This is a genomic window from Paenibacillus sp. NPDC057967, assembly GCF_042887015.1.
Lineage (GTDB): Bacteria > Bacillota > Bacilli > Paenibacillales > Paenibacillaceae > Pristimantibacillus.
Window position 1 is genome coordinate 614,413 of record NZ_JBHVQB010000001.1, and the last position, 18,423, is coordinate 632,835.

The 18,423-nt window shown below is 47.8% G+C and carries 13 protein-coding genes; 3 read left to right on the top strand and 10 right to left on the bottom strand.

Annotated elements, in window-relative coordinates:
* Window positions 1–204: 204 nt before the first annotated feature.
* The 3 genes from ACFVSO_RS02555 to ACFVSO_RS02565 all read left to right on the top strand — a co-directional run bounded on the left by ACFVSO_RS02555 (window position 205) and on the right by ACFVSO_RS02565 (window position 3,416).
* Entirely contained in the window at window positions 205–1,566 is a 1,362-nt protein-coding gene (locus ACFVSO_RS02555) for an extracellular solute-binding protein (RefSeq protein WP_387469769.1), read from the top strand.
* A gap of 77 nt (window positions 1,567–1,643) precedes the next feature.
* Window positions 1,644–2,552: a carbohydrate ABC transporter permease gene (locus tag ACFVSO_RS02560; protein ID WP_387469771.1), complete on the top strand. Its 909-nt coding sequence runs from the start codon at window positions 1,644–1,646 to the stop codon at window positions 2,550–2,552.
* Between the two features lie 12 nt (window positions 2,553–2,564).
* Window positions 2,565–3,416 (top strand): carbohydrate ABC transporter permease, encoded by an 852-nt coding sequence (locus ACFVSO_RS02565; RefSeq protein ID WP_387469773.1) that lies wholly within the window; start codon window positions 2,565–2,567, stop codon window positions 3,414–3,416.
* An 81-nt stretch (window positions 3,417–3,497) separates the two neighbouring features.
* On the opposite strand, the gene ACFVSO_RS02570 is transcribed toward ACFVSO_RS02565, so the two are convergent.
* The 10 genes from ACFVSO_RS02570 to ACFVSO_RS02615 all read right to left on the bottom strand — a co-directional run bounded on the left by ACFVSO_RS02570 (window position 3,498) and on the right by ACFVSO_RS02615 (window position 18,362).
* Complete coding sequence (locus ACFVSO_RS02570) at window positions 3,498–5,270, bottom strand: sensor histidine kinase (RefSeq protein WP_387469775.1); 1,773 nt, start codon at window positions 5,268–5,270, stop codon at window positions 3,498–3,500.
* Window positions 5,267–6,835, bottom strand: coding sequence for a response regulator (locus tag ACFVSO_RS02575; RefSeq protein WP_387469777.1), 1,569 nt, complete (start codon window positions 6,833–6,835; stop codon window positions 5,267–5,269). Before ACFVSO_RS02575 ends, ACFVSO_RS02570 begins: the two co-directional genes overlap by 4 nt.
* Window positions 6,836–6,952: 117 nt before the next feature.
* A complete protein-coding gene (locus ACFVSO_RS02580; protein WP_387469779.1) occupies window positions 6,953–8,629 on the bottom strand; it encodes an extracellular solute-binding protein in 1,677 nt (558 codons plus the stop codon).
* Window positions 8,630–8,699: 70 nt separating this feature from the next.
* Window positions 8,700–9,596: a carbohydrate ABC transporter permease gene (locus ACFVSO_RS02585; protein ID WP_387469781.1), complete on the bottom strand. Its 897-nt coding sequence runs from the start codon at window positions 9,594–9,596 to the stop codon at window positions 8,700–8,702.
* A 32-nt stretch (window positions 9,597–9,628) separates the two neighbouring features.
* Window positions 9,629–10,600: an ABC transporter permease gene (locus ACFVSO_RS02590; protein WP_387469783.1), complete on the bottom strand. Its 972-nt coding sequence runs from the start codon at window positions 10,598–10,600 to the stop codon at window positions 9,629–9,631.
* Window positions 10,601–10,883: 283 nt separating this feature from the next.
* Window positions 10,884–11,804: a proline dehydrogenase family protein gene (locus ACFVSO_RS02595; protein WP_387469785.1), complete on the bottom strand. Its 921-nt coding sequence runs from the start codon at window positions 11,802–11,804 to the stop codon at window positions 10,884–10,886.
* Window positions 11,805–12,467: 663 nt separating this feature from the next.
* Window positions 12,468–13,127: a hypothetical protein gene (locus tag ACFVSO_RS02600; protein ID WP_387469787.1), complete on the bottom strand. Its 660-nt coding sequence runs from the start codon at window positions 13,125–13,127 to the stop codon at window positions 12,468–12,470.
* Window positions 13,128–13,425: 298 nt separating this feature from the next.
* A complete protein-coding gene (locus ACFVSO_RS02605) occupies window positions 13,426–14,826 on the bottom strand; it encodes an aldehyde dehydrogenase (RefSeq protein ID WP_387469789.1) in 1,401 nt (466 codons plus the stop codon).
* An 89-nt stretch (window positions 14,827–14,915) separates the two neighbouring features.
* A complete protein-coding gene (locus ACFVSO_RS02610) occupies window positions 14,916–16,277 on the bottom strand; it encodes an MATE family efflux transporter (RefSeq protein WP_387469791.1) in 1,362 nt (453 codons plus the stop codon).
* A gap of 201 nt (window positions 16,278–16,478) precedes the next feature.
* Window positions 16,479–18,362, bottom strand: coding sequence for an LTA synthase family protein (locus ACFVSO_RS02615; RefSeq protein ID WP_387469793.1), 1,884 nt, complete (start codon window positions 18,360–18,362; stop codon window positions 16,479–16,481).
* Between the last annotated feature and the right edge of the window lie 61 nt (window positions 18,363–18,423).

Below are 18,423 nucleotides of genomic sequence, written 5' to 3' on the forward strand. Positions count from 1 at the left end.
GTAAAACAAACCTCATACATTTCACGATAATGTGTTACCGAAAGGGCATTAGTTATCGAAGCAGGCAAGACGCGCTTCGTTTCTAATGTCCTTTTTTGGCATAAGGAAAGGAGGATCGTGAAATGACAGGCATTTCTGCAGCATGATTAACCCGCACTGCAAGCGCTTTCTACCACAAACATATTTTAAGGGGAGATTGAATCTATGAACACTTGGAAAAACAAGTCTTTGCTGGTCGCTTTGATTCTCGCGCTTACATTCAGCATGCTGGCAGCCTGCTCCGGCGCAAACAACGAAAAACCTGCACCTAGCAGTACAAACCAAGGAAGCGGCAACGGCGGCAATAGCGGCAATGGAGACGGTGGCAGCGAAGGTCTGACTGGCGACTTCGAAATTCAGTACTTCGTAGGCGGCTACGGCGACACTTGGTGGAAGCATGTCATTGGTGAATTCCAAAAGCAAAACCCGAACCTGAACATTAAACAAACGGCAGGCTCCCAAATTAACGATCAAATGAGACCGCGCTGGATTCAAGGCAACCCGCCGGATTTCGTCTACATCGACGGCGCAGGCTCCAACGAAGCGCAGATGGTTACCGACGCTCAACTGCTGGACCTGACCGACTTCCTGAAAGGCGCAACAAACGGTGACGGCGAGAAGATTCTCGACATCGCGATTGCGCAGCCAACTGATTACAACGGCAAAAACTTTACAATGCCGCTCGTATTCGGCTCATGGGGAACGTTCTACGACAAAGCTTGGTTCACACAGCAGGGCTGGGAAACACCGACCGACTTCGAAAGCTTCATGGCAGTGAGCGAGAAGATCAAAGCATCCGGCGTATCCCCGTACATCCATACAGGCGTATACCCTTACTACATCAACGGCGGACTGGTCAACTCCGCTATCGTATCGGCTAACGGCGGAGACGCTTCCATCATCTCCAGAATGGCAAGCCTGGAGGAAGGTATCTTCAAGAGCGAGCCGGTCATGAAGGCACTGGACAAAATCGTCCAAATCCGCGACGCTGGCCTGATCGATCCAGGCGCGATCGCACTGAACCATACCGATTCCCAAATGTCATTCCTCCAGCATAAAGCGGCGTTCATCCCGAACGGGCTGTGGCTGGAGAACGAAATGAGCAAAGACGTGCCGGAAGGCTTCGAGTTCGACTTCATCCCATCCGTTATGCAAGACAAAGGTGAGAAGTTCGTTGCAATTCCTTACACAGCATCTGTAGCCATCTCAGAGAAAGCGAAAAATCCGGAAGCGGCAAAAGCATTCCTTCAGTTCATTTTCACGAAGCAATTCGCTGTTGACTGGGCAGAGATGACTGGCGCCATCATGAACGTAAAAGCGGATCTGGAGAACTCTACGGCTGGACCGGTCGTGAAGACGGCTATGAACTACTTCAACAGTGACAACCTGGTTGTAGCACCAGCACTAATCGTTAATGCAGACGTAGAAACGGCTCTGCAAGACAGCATCATCGCCTTGCTGGATAAACGCATCACGACTGCAGAGTGGGGCGAGCGCCTGGAGAAGGCAGCAGCGGCAGCTAGATAAGCTTTAAATGCACGGCGGGCAGCGGCAGGTTCTCTCCTCCCTGCCCGCATAATGATTTCACAAGGGGCGTGTAAGCCATGACAGCCAAACCAACATCCCATCGACTGAGACGTTCCCTGTTCATTCTGGGATTTATATTGCCAACCTTCATCCTGTTCAGCGTTATTACCGCTTATCCGATGCTTAGAGGCCTTTATATTAGCTTTTTCAAATGGTCCGGTTATTCGGGCAACATGTCATTTATCGGTATAGACAATTATAAGAGGATGTTTAAAGACGAGATTATCGGCACAGCCATCTTCAATGACTACTTCCTTGTATTCTGGAAAGTCGTTCTTATCCTGGCAATCGCAACGTTCCTGGCCGTGGCGCTGACGCGCATGAGCATTAAGCGAACCGGTCTGTTCCGAGTCATCCTGTTCTTCCCGAACCTGATCTCCGTCGTCGTCATCGGCGTCCTGTGGAGATATATCTACAACCCGTCCGATATCGGATTTCTGAATGCTTTTCTGTCCTTGTTCACCAGTGAACCTGTGACGACGGTATGGCTGGGTCAGACCAATACAGCCATGTGGTCGATTCTCGCTCCTGCCGTATGGGCCGGCATCGGCTTCTATATGATTCTGCTAATGGCTGCAATTATGAACATTCCTGAGTCGCTGTACGAGGCATCGGGTATCGACGGCGCCTCCAGATGGCATCAGTTCAAGCATATTACCATTCCCCTTATCTGGGAGCAGATGAAAGTATCCATCATTCATATTGTCATCACAACGCTCAATGGCTCGTTTATTATCATCTTCCTGATGACCGAGGGCGGTCCCGATAACTCGACGCAAGTCATGGGCTCCTATCTGTACCAGATTGGCTTCCAGCAATACCATATGGGTTATGCCTCCGCAATCGGTGTACTCATTCTGACGCTGACGCTGATTACGTCCCTCATACTGAACCGCTTGCTCAAGCGGGAAACGATCGAAATGTAGGAGGCCTTGCACATGAAATTGACTAAAAAAGAATGGCTCGTCACATGGGTCGTCCGGCTGCTGCTCCTGGTATGGACGGTCGCGGTCGTATATCCCCTTATCTGGACGCTGCTCTCATCGCTTAAGGACAACAAGCAGTTCTACGGCAATAAGCCTTGGGTGCTGCCGGAGTTCCCGCTTCAATGGTCGAACTTCTCCTACGTATGGACAGAGTACAAGTTCGGTGTGTATTTCCTCAATTCCGTTGGTGTCACCTTTGCAGCTACGGCGCTTGCTGTCCTGCTCGCCGCCATGACTGCTTACGTCATCGCCCGTTATCCGTTCAAAGGCAGCGGCGTGCTCTACTTCATCTACGTCTCGGCGATGATGATTCCGCTTATCCTGAGCTTAATCCCGCTATTCTTCCTGCTGGATGGCATCGGGCTTACGAACAACCTGATCGGCCTCATTCTCGTCTACAGCGCAGGCGCCCTGCCATTCGGCATCTTCGTGCTAGTTGCCTTCTACAAGTCACTGCCGAAGGAAATGGAAGAGGCTGCCGCTATTGACGGAAGCTCTGAGGCAGGCACGTTCTTCCGGATTATGCTCCCGCTCTCCAAGCCGGGACTTATTACGGTAGCTATCATGAACATCCTGACCATCTGGAACGAATACATCTTGGGTACGGTCATCATGAATGACCCGCTGAAGAAAATCTATACCCTCCCTGTCGGTATTGCCGTTATGCAAGGCGAGATGCAGTACCGTACGGAATGGGGTCCTCTCTTCGCCGGATTGGTCATCTCCATGATCCCAATCATCATTTTGTATTCCCTCTTCCAACGTCAAATTACGGGCGGCATTACAGCCGGCGCCGTGAAATAACGATTGACCGACCAAAAAAACGTCAAGCGCAAGGCATGCTGCATGAGCAGCTTCCTGCGTTTGACGTTTTTTCATATCTTGCTATTCGTGTTTGGAATTGGCCGGCTTCTCTGTCGGAATCCGAATCAGAACCGTCGTGCCGATGCCGAGTCTGCTGTAGATGCTGACGCCGAAGGCCTGGCCATAATACAGCTTGATTCGTTGATGGACGTTGCGGATGCCATAACCTACGCTAGTGCTCTCTTCCGGATCATTCATCTGCTCCAGCAGCTCTGCGCTGATACCGACGCCATCGTCGATGATCTTGAACACGATATGATTATCCTCCAGCTCACCTACGATGCGCATATGAATGCGGTCTCCGCACCATGCATGCTCCAGCACATTCTCGATAAACGGCTGAATAATCAGCTTGATCGTGGAGTACGAAAGAATTTGCGGGTCGATATCGAACGTGACGCCCATTCGTTCTTCATATTTGATCTTTTGAATATTAATATAAGCTTTCGCTTGATCTAATTCCTCTTTGATGGACAACAGAATGCGCCCTTCATTCAACGACAGACGATAGAATTTCGCCAGATCGATTACCATCCGCTGCAGCTTGTCCAGCTCGCCGAATTTGGCCAGACGGCTAATTGAGGACAACGTATTGTACAAGAAATGCGGGTTGATCTGGGCCTGCAGCATATCCAGCTCCGCTTCTTTCTTATCCAGATCGGCCACGTAGACCTTATGAATGAGCTCGCCGATATTTTGGCCCATTTCGTTCAAGGCCCGGGAGATTTGGCTGAACTCGTCATTGCCTTTGAAGTTCGTCCGCTTATGGAAGTTGCCTTCCTGGAAGGAATCCAGGACAGACACAATCTTGTTCACTTTTCTGGAGAAATAATTAGATAAGAGCGCTCCCGATACGAAATAAACGACTGTAAAGATCAAGCAAATAATGAAAGTCATGAGCCGGACTTCCTTGATCTTCTCCTCGAAGATCGTATTCGGGATGACCGCGGCAACGTTCCAATTCAAGGATGGGATCACATTTTCAATGACCATATAATCCTTGAATTCTGCCGCATTCCATGCATCGCCCGAACGATAGGTGGACGATCCGGATATGGTTTTGATTTTTTCATTCTCGTCAATAACATAAATCGTCGCATCACTGCCAATTTTCGTATAATCAACCGCTTGGAACAAATCGGACAGATACACGCTCTGACGCATGAACCCTACTTCTTGCACCCTGCCTGCAATTTGCATATTTACGAGTCTGCGAAGCAGCGAGATACGGCCGAACTTCGCATCGTCCTCGATTTCCTTCCATACCATCGTCTCGCCGTAGACTTCCTCCGGATGGTTCAAGTACCATATTTTCGTATGAATACGGTCAATTTGATAAATATCATAAGGATTTTCCGAATTGCTTTTAAGCGGATCATCGCCTCGGTAATTTTTGTACATCTCCGGGAACAATTTGTTATGCAAATAAATCGACAGCCACGTATTCACGCTCGACGCCTGCTTATATGCTTCAATTTTGGGTACGAAAAAGTTAATCGTAGCCTCATAGCCAACCCAGCCCTCTTCAAAGTTCCGAAGCTGTCTGGCGATCGTATAGTCAAAGTAGAAAAAATCGGATACGCGAGTTACGTCTCCCGCTTTATAGGATACGTTATCGATCATTTGGCTGACTGTACCGTGCACGCTGCTTTCGAGCTGTTCGCGAATTGACTTTACATAGACGGAGTTAGCGAAGTAACTGATTACAATTACCGGAATAATAATAAATACGCAATAAGACAGCATCAGCTTGTAGCCGAACGGCAAGTAGCGGTATTTGCGCATCATTTTCATAGTTTTCTTCTATACTCTAACGGCGTTTTGCCATGATAGTCTTTGAATTGGCGGCTGAAGTAAGGCAAGTAACGATAGCCGATCAGGTTCGCTATTTCATATACTTTCAGGTTTGTATTGACCAAGAGATCACCGGCCTTATCCATTCTGAGCATGGATACATAATCGCTGAAGTTGGTTTTCATTTCTTCCTTAAAGATCTGTCCCAAATAGTTGGGCGAGAACGAATATTTCTCGGCTACATCTTTAAGCGTAATATTTTCATGCAGCCGTTGTTTGACATCGTCAATAATATCTTGAACAAGCTTCCAATTCTTCTTATGCTTCTTCGATTGCAGAATCTCCGACAGCTCGTACACTCTGTAGCGGAGCCACGAATGAATTTCATCAATCGTCTCGTAGCGAAGTAAAATATCCAAGCTTCCGAAATCCAGATTCAGCATGCGGAACAGGTCTTCGTTCATCTTCTGCAGATAGGCATCAAGCTTCATAAGCAGGAACATCGTGAAGTTCTGAATCGTAAACTTGGATCGCATGTTATTCGCCAGACTGTAGAGCAACTCCAGCTCATCATGCACCTTAACCAATTCGTAGTTCGTCATCGCTTCGAACAAAGCGTCGAGCTGAATATCCAAACTCTGCACATCTTTCATCTGCGTAGACTGTACCGCATCATGATAGATCATCTTTCCTTTGCCGTAAAACACCTTGTAATCTAGCGCCGTCTGCGCCTTACGGTAGGAATCCTTCAATTCTGTAATTTGTATAACCGCATCACCTACGCCTGTCGTCACAGAAATCGGTGTTTGTCCTGACACCTCATTGAACTTGTCTCTAAGCTTAGCCAGTTCCATGCCGTTTTCTATCAGAAGCGCCATACGTTTATCCGTTACTCTGCAAGAGTGCCGGATATCCAAGTCCTTGCATAAAGAAAAAAGGCCATTCCAAAAAGCATTCGATAATTCCGTCTCATCGAAGTTTTCTTCAACATTACGCTTGCGCATCCAATCGTCACGTTCGACCACGACCACTTGAACAGGCCATTTCAATTGATTAAATTGATAGTTTTCCAGGAGCGTATTCAAAGCGTCCTCACTCCAAGTGCCTTCCAGCAGCTGCAGCAAATACTCTGTCTTCACAATAGGGAACATCCGCTTATAAAGCTGTTCTGTCTCCAATTGCTTACGTTCCTCGTCCAGATCTGCCTGGAGCTTGCGCAACGATTCAATCAATTCATTATCATCCATCGGCTTGACGACATAGCTGCATGCATTGAGCGACAGTGCTTGCTTGACATAGTGAAAGTCCTGATAACCGCTTACAAAAATAATCTTAATCGTGGGATACAGATCAAGCGCTTTCCGCGCCAGTTCCAGACCTGACATATTCGGCATTCGAATATCTGTGATAAGAATATCAATCTTCTCTTTCTCTATCACTTCGCTTGCCGCAAATCCATTCGTCACGGCTGCGACGATTTCCATGCCAAGCTCCTGCCAAGGAATAAATGCCTGCATTCCTTTCAAATCCAAAATTTCATCATCGACCAGCAGCACCTTGTACATTTGCATCATCTCCAGATCCTCGGCTTAAATCCGAATAGTAGTGGATTCGGACAAAGCCATAATCCAAAAAGGGTATACTATAATAGTATACCCTTTCGGACAACATTTTTTAATTATTTACTGAGAAAGAATTTCCAAGTTTTTCTTCCACTCAACTGTACGCCATTCTAGCAACTCACTGTAGCCTGCTGCTTGAGCGTCTTTTTCCGCTTTGTCGAGGATGCTATCAACTTCAGCATCGTCTTTTGCCATTACGGATTGAGCATAAGCTTGAGTATAGATATCATCTACACGTTGTTTCACGATACCCAACTCGCTGTCCGGTTGTGGTACCAAGTTAATGAACTCAGTAGCATTGGATTGAGTAGGCCATGTGATTTCGCTTTGGTAACGAGCTGCCCAGTTTTGTTCAGCTGGAGGAAGCTTGCTTTCGAATTTCATTTTCGCTGGATCGATGTAACCAGTGTTACCGTTCCACATGATAGGGTCATGTGCTTTTTGAAGCTCTAGAACTTCTTCAGCATCGTAGTCGTCCGTGAAGATTGGGTGACCGTCAGCGTCGAAGCCTTTCCAGTTCTTTCCTTCAGGACCGAAGAACAACAGGGATTGACCTTCTGGACCCGTGTACCAGTCAAGGAATGCGAAGATTTTCTCTGGATCTTTAGCATTCTTCGTAATTACGTTTACGTTCCAACCAAGTGCTGTGTAAGTACCTGGGAAGATTTTGTTTTTGTCCAGACCTTCTTTGTGAATCGGCCAGATCATGAAGTAACCGGAGTTAGGATCTTGCTTCACCATTTCTTGGTGCGCGTTCATTGCAGTAACTGTTGGGTTTGCACCAGCAAATACTGCAACGCGGCCTTGCATGATTCTCTCTTCAATTTGGTCACGAGTTTGCGTGAACGCATCTTGAGTGATCAGTTTCTCTCTGTAAAGCTTAGCGATATACTTCTGTGCTTCACGGAACGTAGGATCAGTGAACAGCGAAGTCAGTTTGTCGCCTTGTGGTACAGCACGTACGTTTGCATGAAGATGTGTGTACGAAGCATTTTCTTTAAATGCTGTATACAGTACGCCAAGTCCTTGGCTATCTTTTGCAAGGTCTGGATCAAACGGAACTACAGTGTCGCCGTATTTAGCTTTTACAGCTACCAGGTAGTTGTACAGGTCATCCGTTGTTTCCAACTTAGGTTGACCCAGCTCGTCGTAGATCTTTTTGTTGATTACATAACCAGCGTTGCCATTCGCGCGGCCAGTGTACCAGTTAGGGAACTGGTAGAGCTTGCCGTCTTCAGAACGAAGCAGGTTAAGGTCTTTACCCATCCAAGTTTTCAGGTTAGGGTATTTGTCCAGGTAATCGTCGAATGCAACCAGTTGGCCGGCTACGCGAAGTCTCTCAACGTCAGCGCCGCGGTCCATCCACATTACGTCAGGAAGGGATTTGGAAGCGATCATTGTGCTCAATTTTTGCTCTGGGTTACCACCAGCAGAAATTGGAACGATGTTCAATTGTTTGTTTTCTTTCAGCCATCTGCCAGCAACTGTGCTGTCCCATGCAGGAACGTCATACCAGTTGTAGTGGCCGTACATGGAGAACTCAAGCGGTTCAGAACCGAACTCCCATACATCGGAAGGAGGCTCTTCAGAAGGCGTGTTACCTGGCGTGTTAGTAGCATTGCTCGACGGCGAAGGACTTGGTTGGTTCTTCTTGTCGGAGCTGCATCCAGCCAGTACTGTTGCCAATACAAGAATTGTGGATACGATAAGCAGCGTTGTCTTTCTAACTTTCGTCATGCTTGTACTACCCCTCTCATAGACTTTTTTTTATGTCCAAAGCGGTTAGCCGCCTTAAACCAACGGTAAACTACTCTTTCAGCGAGCCGATAAGCACGCCTTTTACGAAGTACTTCTGAACGAATGGATACACCATTACGATTGGCATTGTCGCAACCATCATCGTTGCCATAGTGAGTGACTTGGTTGTAATGGTTCTCATCTGGTCAAGTCGAGCAATGGACGCCGTGTCCATATTGCTAGACATATCCGTTACGATATTCGCATTCAGGATTTGACGCAGCATCGTCTGAATCGGTACCAAGTTCTCATTGGTAATGTAGATACTTGGCGTAAACCAGTCATTCCAGTGCGCTACTGCTGTGAATAGCGATAGCGTTGCGATAACAGGTCCGGATAGCGGCAATACGATTCGGAAGAAGATCCCCCAATTCGTTGCGCCGTCGATTTGAGCCGATTCTTCCAGGCCTACCGGAAGGCTCTTGAAGAAAGTTCTGAATATGATCATATTCCATACGCTAATTAGCGCTGGGATAATGAAAACCAGGAATTTGTTCATCAGGCCCAAGGAGCTGATGAGCAAGTACGACGGAATGAGTCCGCCGCCAAAGTACATCGTGAATACGAAGAAGAACATAAAGTAGTTTTTGCCGATCAACTCACGCCTTGTCATGCCGTAAGCCAGAATGGCAGTCATCAGGATGGCTGTAATTGTACCAACGACTGTACGGGCGACCGATACGAAGAAGCCGTTAATCAGTCGGTCATCCTTGAATACAATCTCATAGTTCTCCCAAGTGAATACCCTTGGCCAGAACGTAATGCCGCCTTTTGCAGTATCGACACCCAAGTTAAGGGATACGACAAGCGCGTTCCAGAACGGATAGAATGCGCTGAATGAAAGTACAATCAAGAATACGTAGATGAAAATCATCATGAGTTTATCGCTAAATCCCAATCGTGCCAAAGTTGTTCGCCTCCCTGTTCATCAAATTCCTACTACCACAAGCTGTTGCCTGATCTGCGAGCCAGATAATTCGCCATCGTGAGCAATCCAATACTGATAACAGCCTTGAACAGCCCCACCGCTGTAGCATAGGAATAGCGGAAGTTGGACAAACCTACGCGATAGACATACGTATCGATAACGTCCGAGACCGGCCTTAGCACCGGGTTATTCGCGAGCAAGAGGATATCCTCGAAGCCTGCGTTCAGAAGGTTACCAATCGATAGAATCATGAAGATAATGATAACTGGCATGATTGTTGGAATTGTTATGAGATAAATTTGTTTGAATTTGCTTGCGCCGTCAATATCGGCTGCTTCATAGAGATGCGGATCGACGCCTGAGATTGCCGCCAGGTATACGATCGAGCCAAAGCCAATTTCCTTCCATACGTTAGCCGAGATGAGAATCGACCAGAAGTATTCGGACATGGAGAGGAAGTTGACAGGCTCATCGATCAGGTTGATCGATTTCAGCAACATGTTCACGCTGCCATTCTCCGTGGATAGCATTGACATAACAAGGCCCGCTACGATTACCCACGACATAAAGTGTGGAAGATACGTAATCGTCTGTACGATACGCTTGAACATCATATGTCTGATTTCATTCAGCATAAGCGCCAAGATAATCGGTGCAGGGAATCCAATGATAAATTTCAATAAACTGATTACGACGGTGTTGCGCATAACATTATAGAACTCGGGTGAATCAAAGAACATCTGGAAATGCTTGAATCCCACCCAAGGATTAGCCCATATGTTGCCACCTGTAAAAATGTTGTAATCCATAAATGCGGTTAAAATTCCGTACATCGGCAAATAAGCGAAGACGAAAATGAGCAAAATACCCGGCCATACCATAAGCTGAATATCCCATTGCTTCAAAAAGCGCATAAAAATATTCTTTTTAGGCTTTGGTTGCTGATTCAACCGCGTCTGTTGCTCTGCTGTTGCTTGCGCCATTTGTATCCTCCTTGCTGCATAGTTGATAGTTTTATTGTAACGGACAGCTTCGGAGGGATACTATTTGCCTGATCAACAAAAAATGATACTTTACAACGATAATATATAAAACATGGTTGGGTAGACCCAGAAAAGTATAAGTTCTTCCCAGGTTTTCAAGACAGGGGCCGTTTTTTGACATATACAGCTATGAAAAAATAAAAAACCGCAAAATCCGAAACGGACTGCGGTCCATCCTATCGTTGAATAGTATCATAACTTTGCTTTACCCACGCAATGTTAATCATTTCCTCCACCAATTTCGGAGCACAAACCATACATTGGCCGGCCTTTCTGCAAGCCTTCTCATGAAATAACCGAACCAGTCCTCGCCGAACGGCACATACACCCTGACTTTATACCCTTGACCGGCAAGACTGTCTTGCAGATCTGCTCTTATGCCGTACAGCATCTGAAATTCAAAACGGTCACGCGCGATGTTCCGGCTTCGTATCCACTCCAGCAGACGATGAATCAGCGCCTCGTCATGCGTCGCAATTGCGGCGTAGCCGCCGTTCTCCAGATGGTTCTGTACCAACGTCTCGAACGAAGCGTCTACATCGGTTTTTTTAGCATAAGCCACCGCTTCCGATTCCTTATATGCGCCTTTTACAAGACGGATATTCGCCCCGCCTGCTCCCAGCCGCCTCAGATCGTCTGTTGTACGATAGAGATAAGCCTGCAGAACAATGCCGACATGTTCATAGTCCGCTTTCAATCTCTTATAGATATCAACGGTCTGCTGACAATGAGCATAATCCTCCATGTCGATGCGTACGAATCGATTCAGGTGAAGTGCGGAATCCAATATGGCTCTCATATGGCGTTCGCATTGCTCTTGGTCAAGATCCAGTCCCAGGCTAGTCAGTTTGAGCGACAGATTGGACTGCAGTCCCGCTGTATGCATCGCCTCAAGCGCCTGAAGACAATACGAGACAGCGCGCTTCGCTTCACCGATATTCCGAGCGTATTCGCCTAGATGGTCGATGGTCACTTCTTTCCCCTCTTGATTAAGCTTCCGCACTGCTGCTATCGCATCGTCCAGCTTCTCTCCCGCCACAAATCTGCGTGCTCCGAAAAACTGCATGCCATATCGCCGCATCAGCCTTGCTGCGCCTCTATTCTTGCCAATTGCCAGTAATAAGTGGCGAAGCAGCTTCTCCATTCTGATTCACCTTCCTTCTTACTAAATAGTTCTTCACAGCAGCTTCTTGCCAAAATGCGTCTCCGTCAGCTCCATCGTCAGCCGCACAGTTCTGCCGCTTACATCTAGACACATTCAGATGCATCTACACGCATTCAGACGCTTTCAGGCGCATTCAGCCGCAGAAAAAAATTTGAAGAGATCAAAATATTGGAGCAAGCCTGATCCCAAGCATATCCGTATACCGGTTGCCCTCTATATCCGTTATCCGCATGCCTTCTCCTCATGAGATCACAACCGGCAACGAGTCATAATTGCGTGGGCTGAAGCGTTCAGCCAACTCTAACTGCAACTCCAACGGCACTCCAACTGCGACTCAACTGCACCAAGCTGCAACTTTATCGACAATCCAACTCCAACTCCAACTCCTGCTTACCCTCCTCCATTTCGCTCCCCTCCACCAGCCTCCTTCATGCTGTTATAGTTCATCCTATTCAACAACGGCCCAGTCGGAAACTTTGCGCTGGCGAATGACATCGGCAGCCGTGTGACGACTGCTGGCGACTTTCGTACACTCTAAGCCGAGTTTTTCGGCTTGCAGCTGCTCGGGCGCGACGTTCAGGCACTCTAAGCCGAGTTTCTCGGCTTACGATAACTTGCTTCATGCGAATGCATCGCTTGTTCTCAAATCTGATTTCGTACCAGCTTAATTGCGCGTTCATCCAGTTGGTACTCTTGATGCCGAATACGGTCATCTCTCATTGGTTTCAGTAAGCTTTTTTCAGTCATAGATTTTAGAACGCCTCTACTCACATCAGCACTTCTACCTATCCACTCGCACACATCTGCAACCCTTACCGTTCGTTCGAGCAGAAGCGCATTCCGAACAACCTCGCGTTCATAAATCGTAAGTCCTTCGTCAGCTAAGTTTCTGTTTTTGCCCAGGAACTCATAAAGAGCACTTCTGCAGACTTCCGGCTTTTTGTTCATTTCATCCCATGTATAGGGATAATAAGTAATGCCTTTTGAAGCCATTGACCTTACCCGATTGCGTTCAAAATCAAAGCGATTGCGCGTGATGTTCTCCGCATGTGCCACAAAGCCCTCGCTTTCAAACGCGATGCGATTCGGCTCATAGTAAGCATCCACATACATCGTCACACCCGTAAAAGTTAGAAGCTCATACTGCATAATAAAGCCTTTAAATGAACCAAAGACCGGCCAAAGAACCTCCTTAAACATCTTCTCTTCGCCAGTCATTTCCTTCTCAAGCATCTCCAAACGCCTCCCAACTGCACCTTGCTTCTGTGCTTCAACAACATTCCGAAACTCTTTTTCGAACATCGTAATCCCTCCTTTAAATTCAATAAAAAAGCCGCCTACCTCCATCAAGGAGATAAGCGGCGTGTTCCTCACGCACATAGACCTGTATTTGCAGCAAAATAACACTAGTAATCATCTGTTACTGAAATCCGACTAATTTTGACTATAAAAGCGAAAATGCACCTCAATGACTAATCGCTATAAATGCCACGCCCACAGTCGTTCTATCTGTATCCTAACATCTCTAATGTCCCAGCATCAAGCCAGATCGCCAAAATATTGAATAGTACGAACTTGTTAAAACATTCCCGAAATAAGGCTACTTCAACACCTTGCGGAACAACTTCAGCTTGCCTTCGTATGGGGGGAACAGGATGCCCGGCTCGAACTTGGTGCTGCGCTTCAGCACGCTTTTGTGATGCGAGAACAAGTCAAAGCTATGCTTGCCATGGTAGCCGCCAATGCCGCTATGGCCAACTCCACCGAAAGGAAGGTGGTGATTAATAATATGCGAAAGCGTATCGTTCACGCATCCGCCCCCGAAGGAGAGCGTCCCCATCACGCGATCCTGCACGCCGTGATCCTCCGAGAACACATAGAGCGCCAGCGGCTTAGTTCTGCTCCGCACCTGAGCTATCGCGTCTTCTAGGTCCGAATAAGTGAGCATAGGCAGCAGCGGGCCAAATAATTCATCCTCCATCGAGGCCGCATCAATCGTGCTGTCCGCGGCATTCCCCGCATCAAGCAAGGTAGGCTCGATGTACAGATCATCCCGATCGATCCGTCCGCCATGCGCAATACGATTCTGGTCATGCTGCAGGATGGTTGCAAGCCGGTCGAACTGCCGATCATTGATGATTCGGCCGTAATCGGCGCTTGCTTGCGGATTGTCCCCATAGAAGGATCGGATAATCTCCTGCAGCTTGCGAACAAACGGCTCCTTCACCGACTCATGGACGATCAAATAGTCCGGGGCGATACAAGTCTGGCCTGCATTCATCCATTTGCCCCAAGCGATCCGCTTGGCTGCCAGCTCCAGGTTGGCAGTCCGGTCGATAATAGCCGGGCTTTTGCCACCTAGCTCCAGCGTGACCGGTACCAGATTGCGAGCAGCCGCTTCCATGACGATCTTCCCGACGGCGACACTGCCTGTGAAGAATATATAATCAAAAGGCGCATGAATCAGCGCCGACGTAATCTCCTTATCCCCTTCTACTACCCGAACATACGACGAATCGAAGGTGTCGCCAATCATGCGCGCAATTACCGCCGACACATGAGGCGAGCTTTCGGATGGCTTGATGACCGCGCAATTGCCGGCAGCGATAGCGCCAAGCAGCGGCTCCAGCACGAGCTGCACCGGATAATTGAACGGACCGACAATCAGCACCGTTCCATATGGCTCGGGAATAATCCGGCTTTTTGTACCGAATAAATGTAGCGGAGCCCTGACCTTCTTCGGCTTCATCCATTTGCGCAGATTTTTGATCATATAAGAGATGCTGCCGAGCACAAGCCCTATCTCCGAACCATACGCTTCCGTCTCGCTTTTGCGCAAATCCTTGTACAAGGCATCCAGCAAATCCCGCTCATAATGTACAATGGCCGATTTCAGCTTCTTCAATTGTTCAATCCGAAAAGCCGCATCTGCGGTCGCACCTAACCGAAAAAAACGATGATGCTCCTCTAGCATCTCCGTTACGCCTAGACTAGCCGCCATATCGCTCCGCCCCCTTATTTGCATCCGTCGCATGCGCTTCTACACTACTTAGTTGCATTCTCCGCTGGGCATTGCAATTCCTTCCTTGCCTAGCAACTAGTTGCCCCTTGAAGGTTTTTCTGGATACGCATAAGCCGCAGCAAGAAACCAACCGCAGCGAACGTAAGACCGAATATGATGCCTACCCAAAATCCGTAAGCGCCCATGTCTGTGTAAGCAGACAGCAAATAGCCGGAAGGCAAGCCGACGACCCAATAAGAGACAAAGGCAATCAGAAACGGCTTCTGCACATCCTTATAGCCGCGAAGGACGCCAAGCAGCGAAGCTTGAGCCGCATCCGAGATTTGATAAAAGATGGCGAAAATCAGAAATTGGGCAGCCAGCACAGCTACATCCGAATCCTGTGTATACAGGTAAGCGATCGGCTCGCGCAGGAAAAACAATACAATGGCAGATACGCCCATCAGTCCTACCCCGCCTCCTACACCCAGCAGGCTGTACTGCCTGGCAGCCTTCATCTTCCCGCTTCCCACAGAGTAACCGACCACGATCGTTAGCGCCATAGAAATGCTGAGCGGCACCATAAAGACGAGCGACGAGAAGCTAAGTGCAATTTGATGCGAGGCAATCGTGCCCGTATCAAAGAGCAGTCCCATAAGCAGCGTCACGACAGAAAATATACTGACTTCGAAAAAAATACTGAGTCCTATCGGAATGCCGATTGTAAAAATCTCTTTCCACGCTTTCAGCGAAGGCGCAGCCCATTCAATAAACAGTCGATACGAACGTACAGCAGGCACTTTGAACGTCATTGTGATGCTAATGAGCAGAATCAACCAATACGTAATCGCCGTTGCATATCCCGAGCCAATACCGCCGAAGGCAGGCACACCGAACTTTCCGAAGATGAACACATAGTTAAGCAGGATGTTAAACGGTACCGCAATTAGCGTGATGAACATCGAAATTCGTGTAAACCCTTGCGCATCAAAAAAGTACCGCAGCACATTGGAAGCAAAAAGCGGCACAATGCCGAACAGCAGCGCAACCAAATAATAATACGAAATATGGGCGACCTTATCATCCAAATTCATCAGTCCAATGACTGGCTTGAATAGGAAGCAGCCAGCTATCGCAACAACCAACGCTACCATAATCGAGACATACAGGGCTTGGCTAATAAACCTGGCAATACCATTCTGCTTGCCGCTGCCTACCATCTGGGACACAATCGGCGTTACGGCCAGCAGGATGCCGTTAATTCCCGTAATAATAGGCATCCACAAGCTAGACCCAATTGCCACGCCGGCCAGATCCTCCGTACTGACCCAGCCCGACATAATCGTATCGGTCAGATTCATGGCATACAGTCCTAGCTGAGTGACCATAATCGGCCATAGTATTTTTAATAAGAGCTTTGTTTTTTCGCCCCATGTTTCTGCGTGATACATCACTATTCCCCTTTATGACTGAATATTGCCTTATGCTTATTGGCTGCTTGCTTTTTGATATTTGTTGAAAGATTGTTTCACCTTCTTGCTGAACGACCGTTCGCAAATCAATTTATTTACTCTATCACGCGCTGATAGGAATGACAATAACCAAAGGCACCCTCCGTAACCGGAGGGTGCCTCGCTTCCATGCAAGCTACGCTAGCGTTTAGGCAGCAGCTTCATATATTCATCCGAGAGCTTCATCAGCTCCAGCACATAATCGTAGTCAGAACGGTACTTGCTGAAGTCTTTGACCGGCTCAAGCGTCTTCAGATCAATTGCCGTGCCGTCCTCAAAGCCCGTGCCCGGAACAAACATAATTTCATCGTTGAAGAACGTCCCGGTCGGCATGTAGTATCTCATGCCTATCACATTTTTTTTCGCGTTAAGCAAGTCCTTGCCAAAGACGGTATGGCCTTCCTCCTTCAAGGAAATGCCAAGCAGATTCGCAACCGTCGGCATCATGTCGACCTGTCCTGCCACATTCTCCATCGTCTTGCCTTCGATGCCGGGAACATGCACAAGGAGTGGAATATTGAACCGGCTTACCTGGTCGTGATAATTCACACCCAGCACTTCCTCTACCCAAGCCGGATCATTTTCCTTGGGTTGCAGGCCGAAGTGATCGCCATACGCAACGAGAATTGTATCTTCCCACATGCCTTTTTCCTTCAGGTTCTCAATAAAATCGCCGAGCGCTTTGTCCGTATAGTTGATCGCCGTCACATAATGGCCCATCTGCGTACCGCTTAATTCAGGCGGCAGCTTGATGTTCAGAAACTCTGATTTCACCCAGAACGGATGATGGCTGGACGTCGTTACGAATTGCGCGTAGAATGGCTTGCCTTGATCATGAAGCTCAGTCAGCCGCTCCAGACCAACACGGTACATCTCGCCGTCAGAGGCGCCAAAGCCGTTAAACTTGTCGTCCTTGAAGAACGGTCTATCGTAATATTTGTCAAATCCAAGGGCAGGATATAGCTTATTACGATCCCAAAACGTTACGTCATTGACGTGGAACGTATTTGTAACGTAATTTTGTTCTTCAAGCAGCCTTGGCATGCTTGGAATTTCCCGATCGCCGTAGCCTTTGGACATCGCAATCGCCCCGGTCGGATAGACACCGGTATTGGAAATAAACTCCGCATCGGATGTATTGCCTTGTCCGATTTGCTGGAAGGTGTGCGGGAAGTAGAAGCTTCCGTTTGCAATCAGGTCATTAAGGACCGGTGTTACTTCCTGCCCGTTTACTTTCAGTCCGATCATCAGATTCTGGAATGACTCGAGCTGAATGACAATGACGTTTTTGCCCTTGGCTACCCCATAAAAGTTCGGAGTGCCAGCTTCGACAGATCCGCCGTAGAAGCCCTCCTCCAACTGCTCCAGCGCTTGTCTCGTCTCATCGGTCGAACCGTTTTTGATCGCGGTGTTTTCTTTGTTTTCCTTGACAGCTGTTGCAATCTGATAATTCAATACACCCAGTCGCTCCGCCTGCACAAGCTCATTGGATATATCCAGATCCGAGCGGATATAGAAGAACGATGCGCCAATCGCGATAATAAGCGCAACACCTACATATACTGGTTTGGCTGCCGGACGGCTAGCCGATTTATCGCCTTTGCTTCTAAGAGATAGGATAAATAGGACGATCAGAATCGCCAAATCCAAGAACAACAGATAAAACTTCAATTCAATCGCTGATTCTACACTTTCCTTAACTTGCCCAACCTGGCCAAGTCCATGCAAGGCCGTATAAGTCGGGATGCTGCCGAAAAAGGAATAATAAACCGAGCATGCAAAGAGCAGCAGTGAGATGATGGCGTTGCCGACGCCCATGACCGCCGTCTTCCATCTTGAAGTCGTAATCAGCTCAAGGACGCAAAGCAGCACCAGCACCGCTGCCGCATCAGACAACAGCCTGTCTACTTGTACGCCTTCAAACGTAAATTGACGAAATAACGCCATTTTCAACATAATAAGAATAAAGGTTGCCCAGAACGGTGCTTTGCGGTAAACGTTCAATATTGTGTTTATTGTTCTCACTTCCTCATGCTCCCTTTCCAAAAAGAAAAACCGTCCCAATTGACGGTTTCACGTATCATAA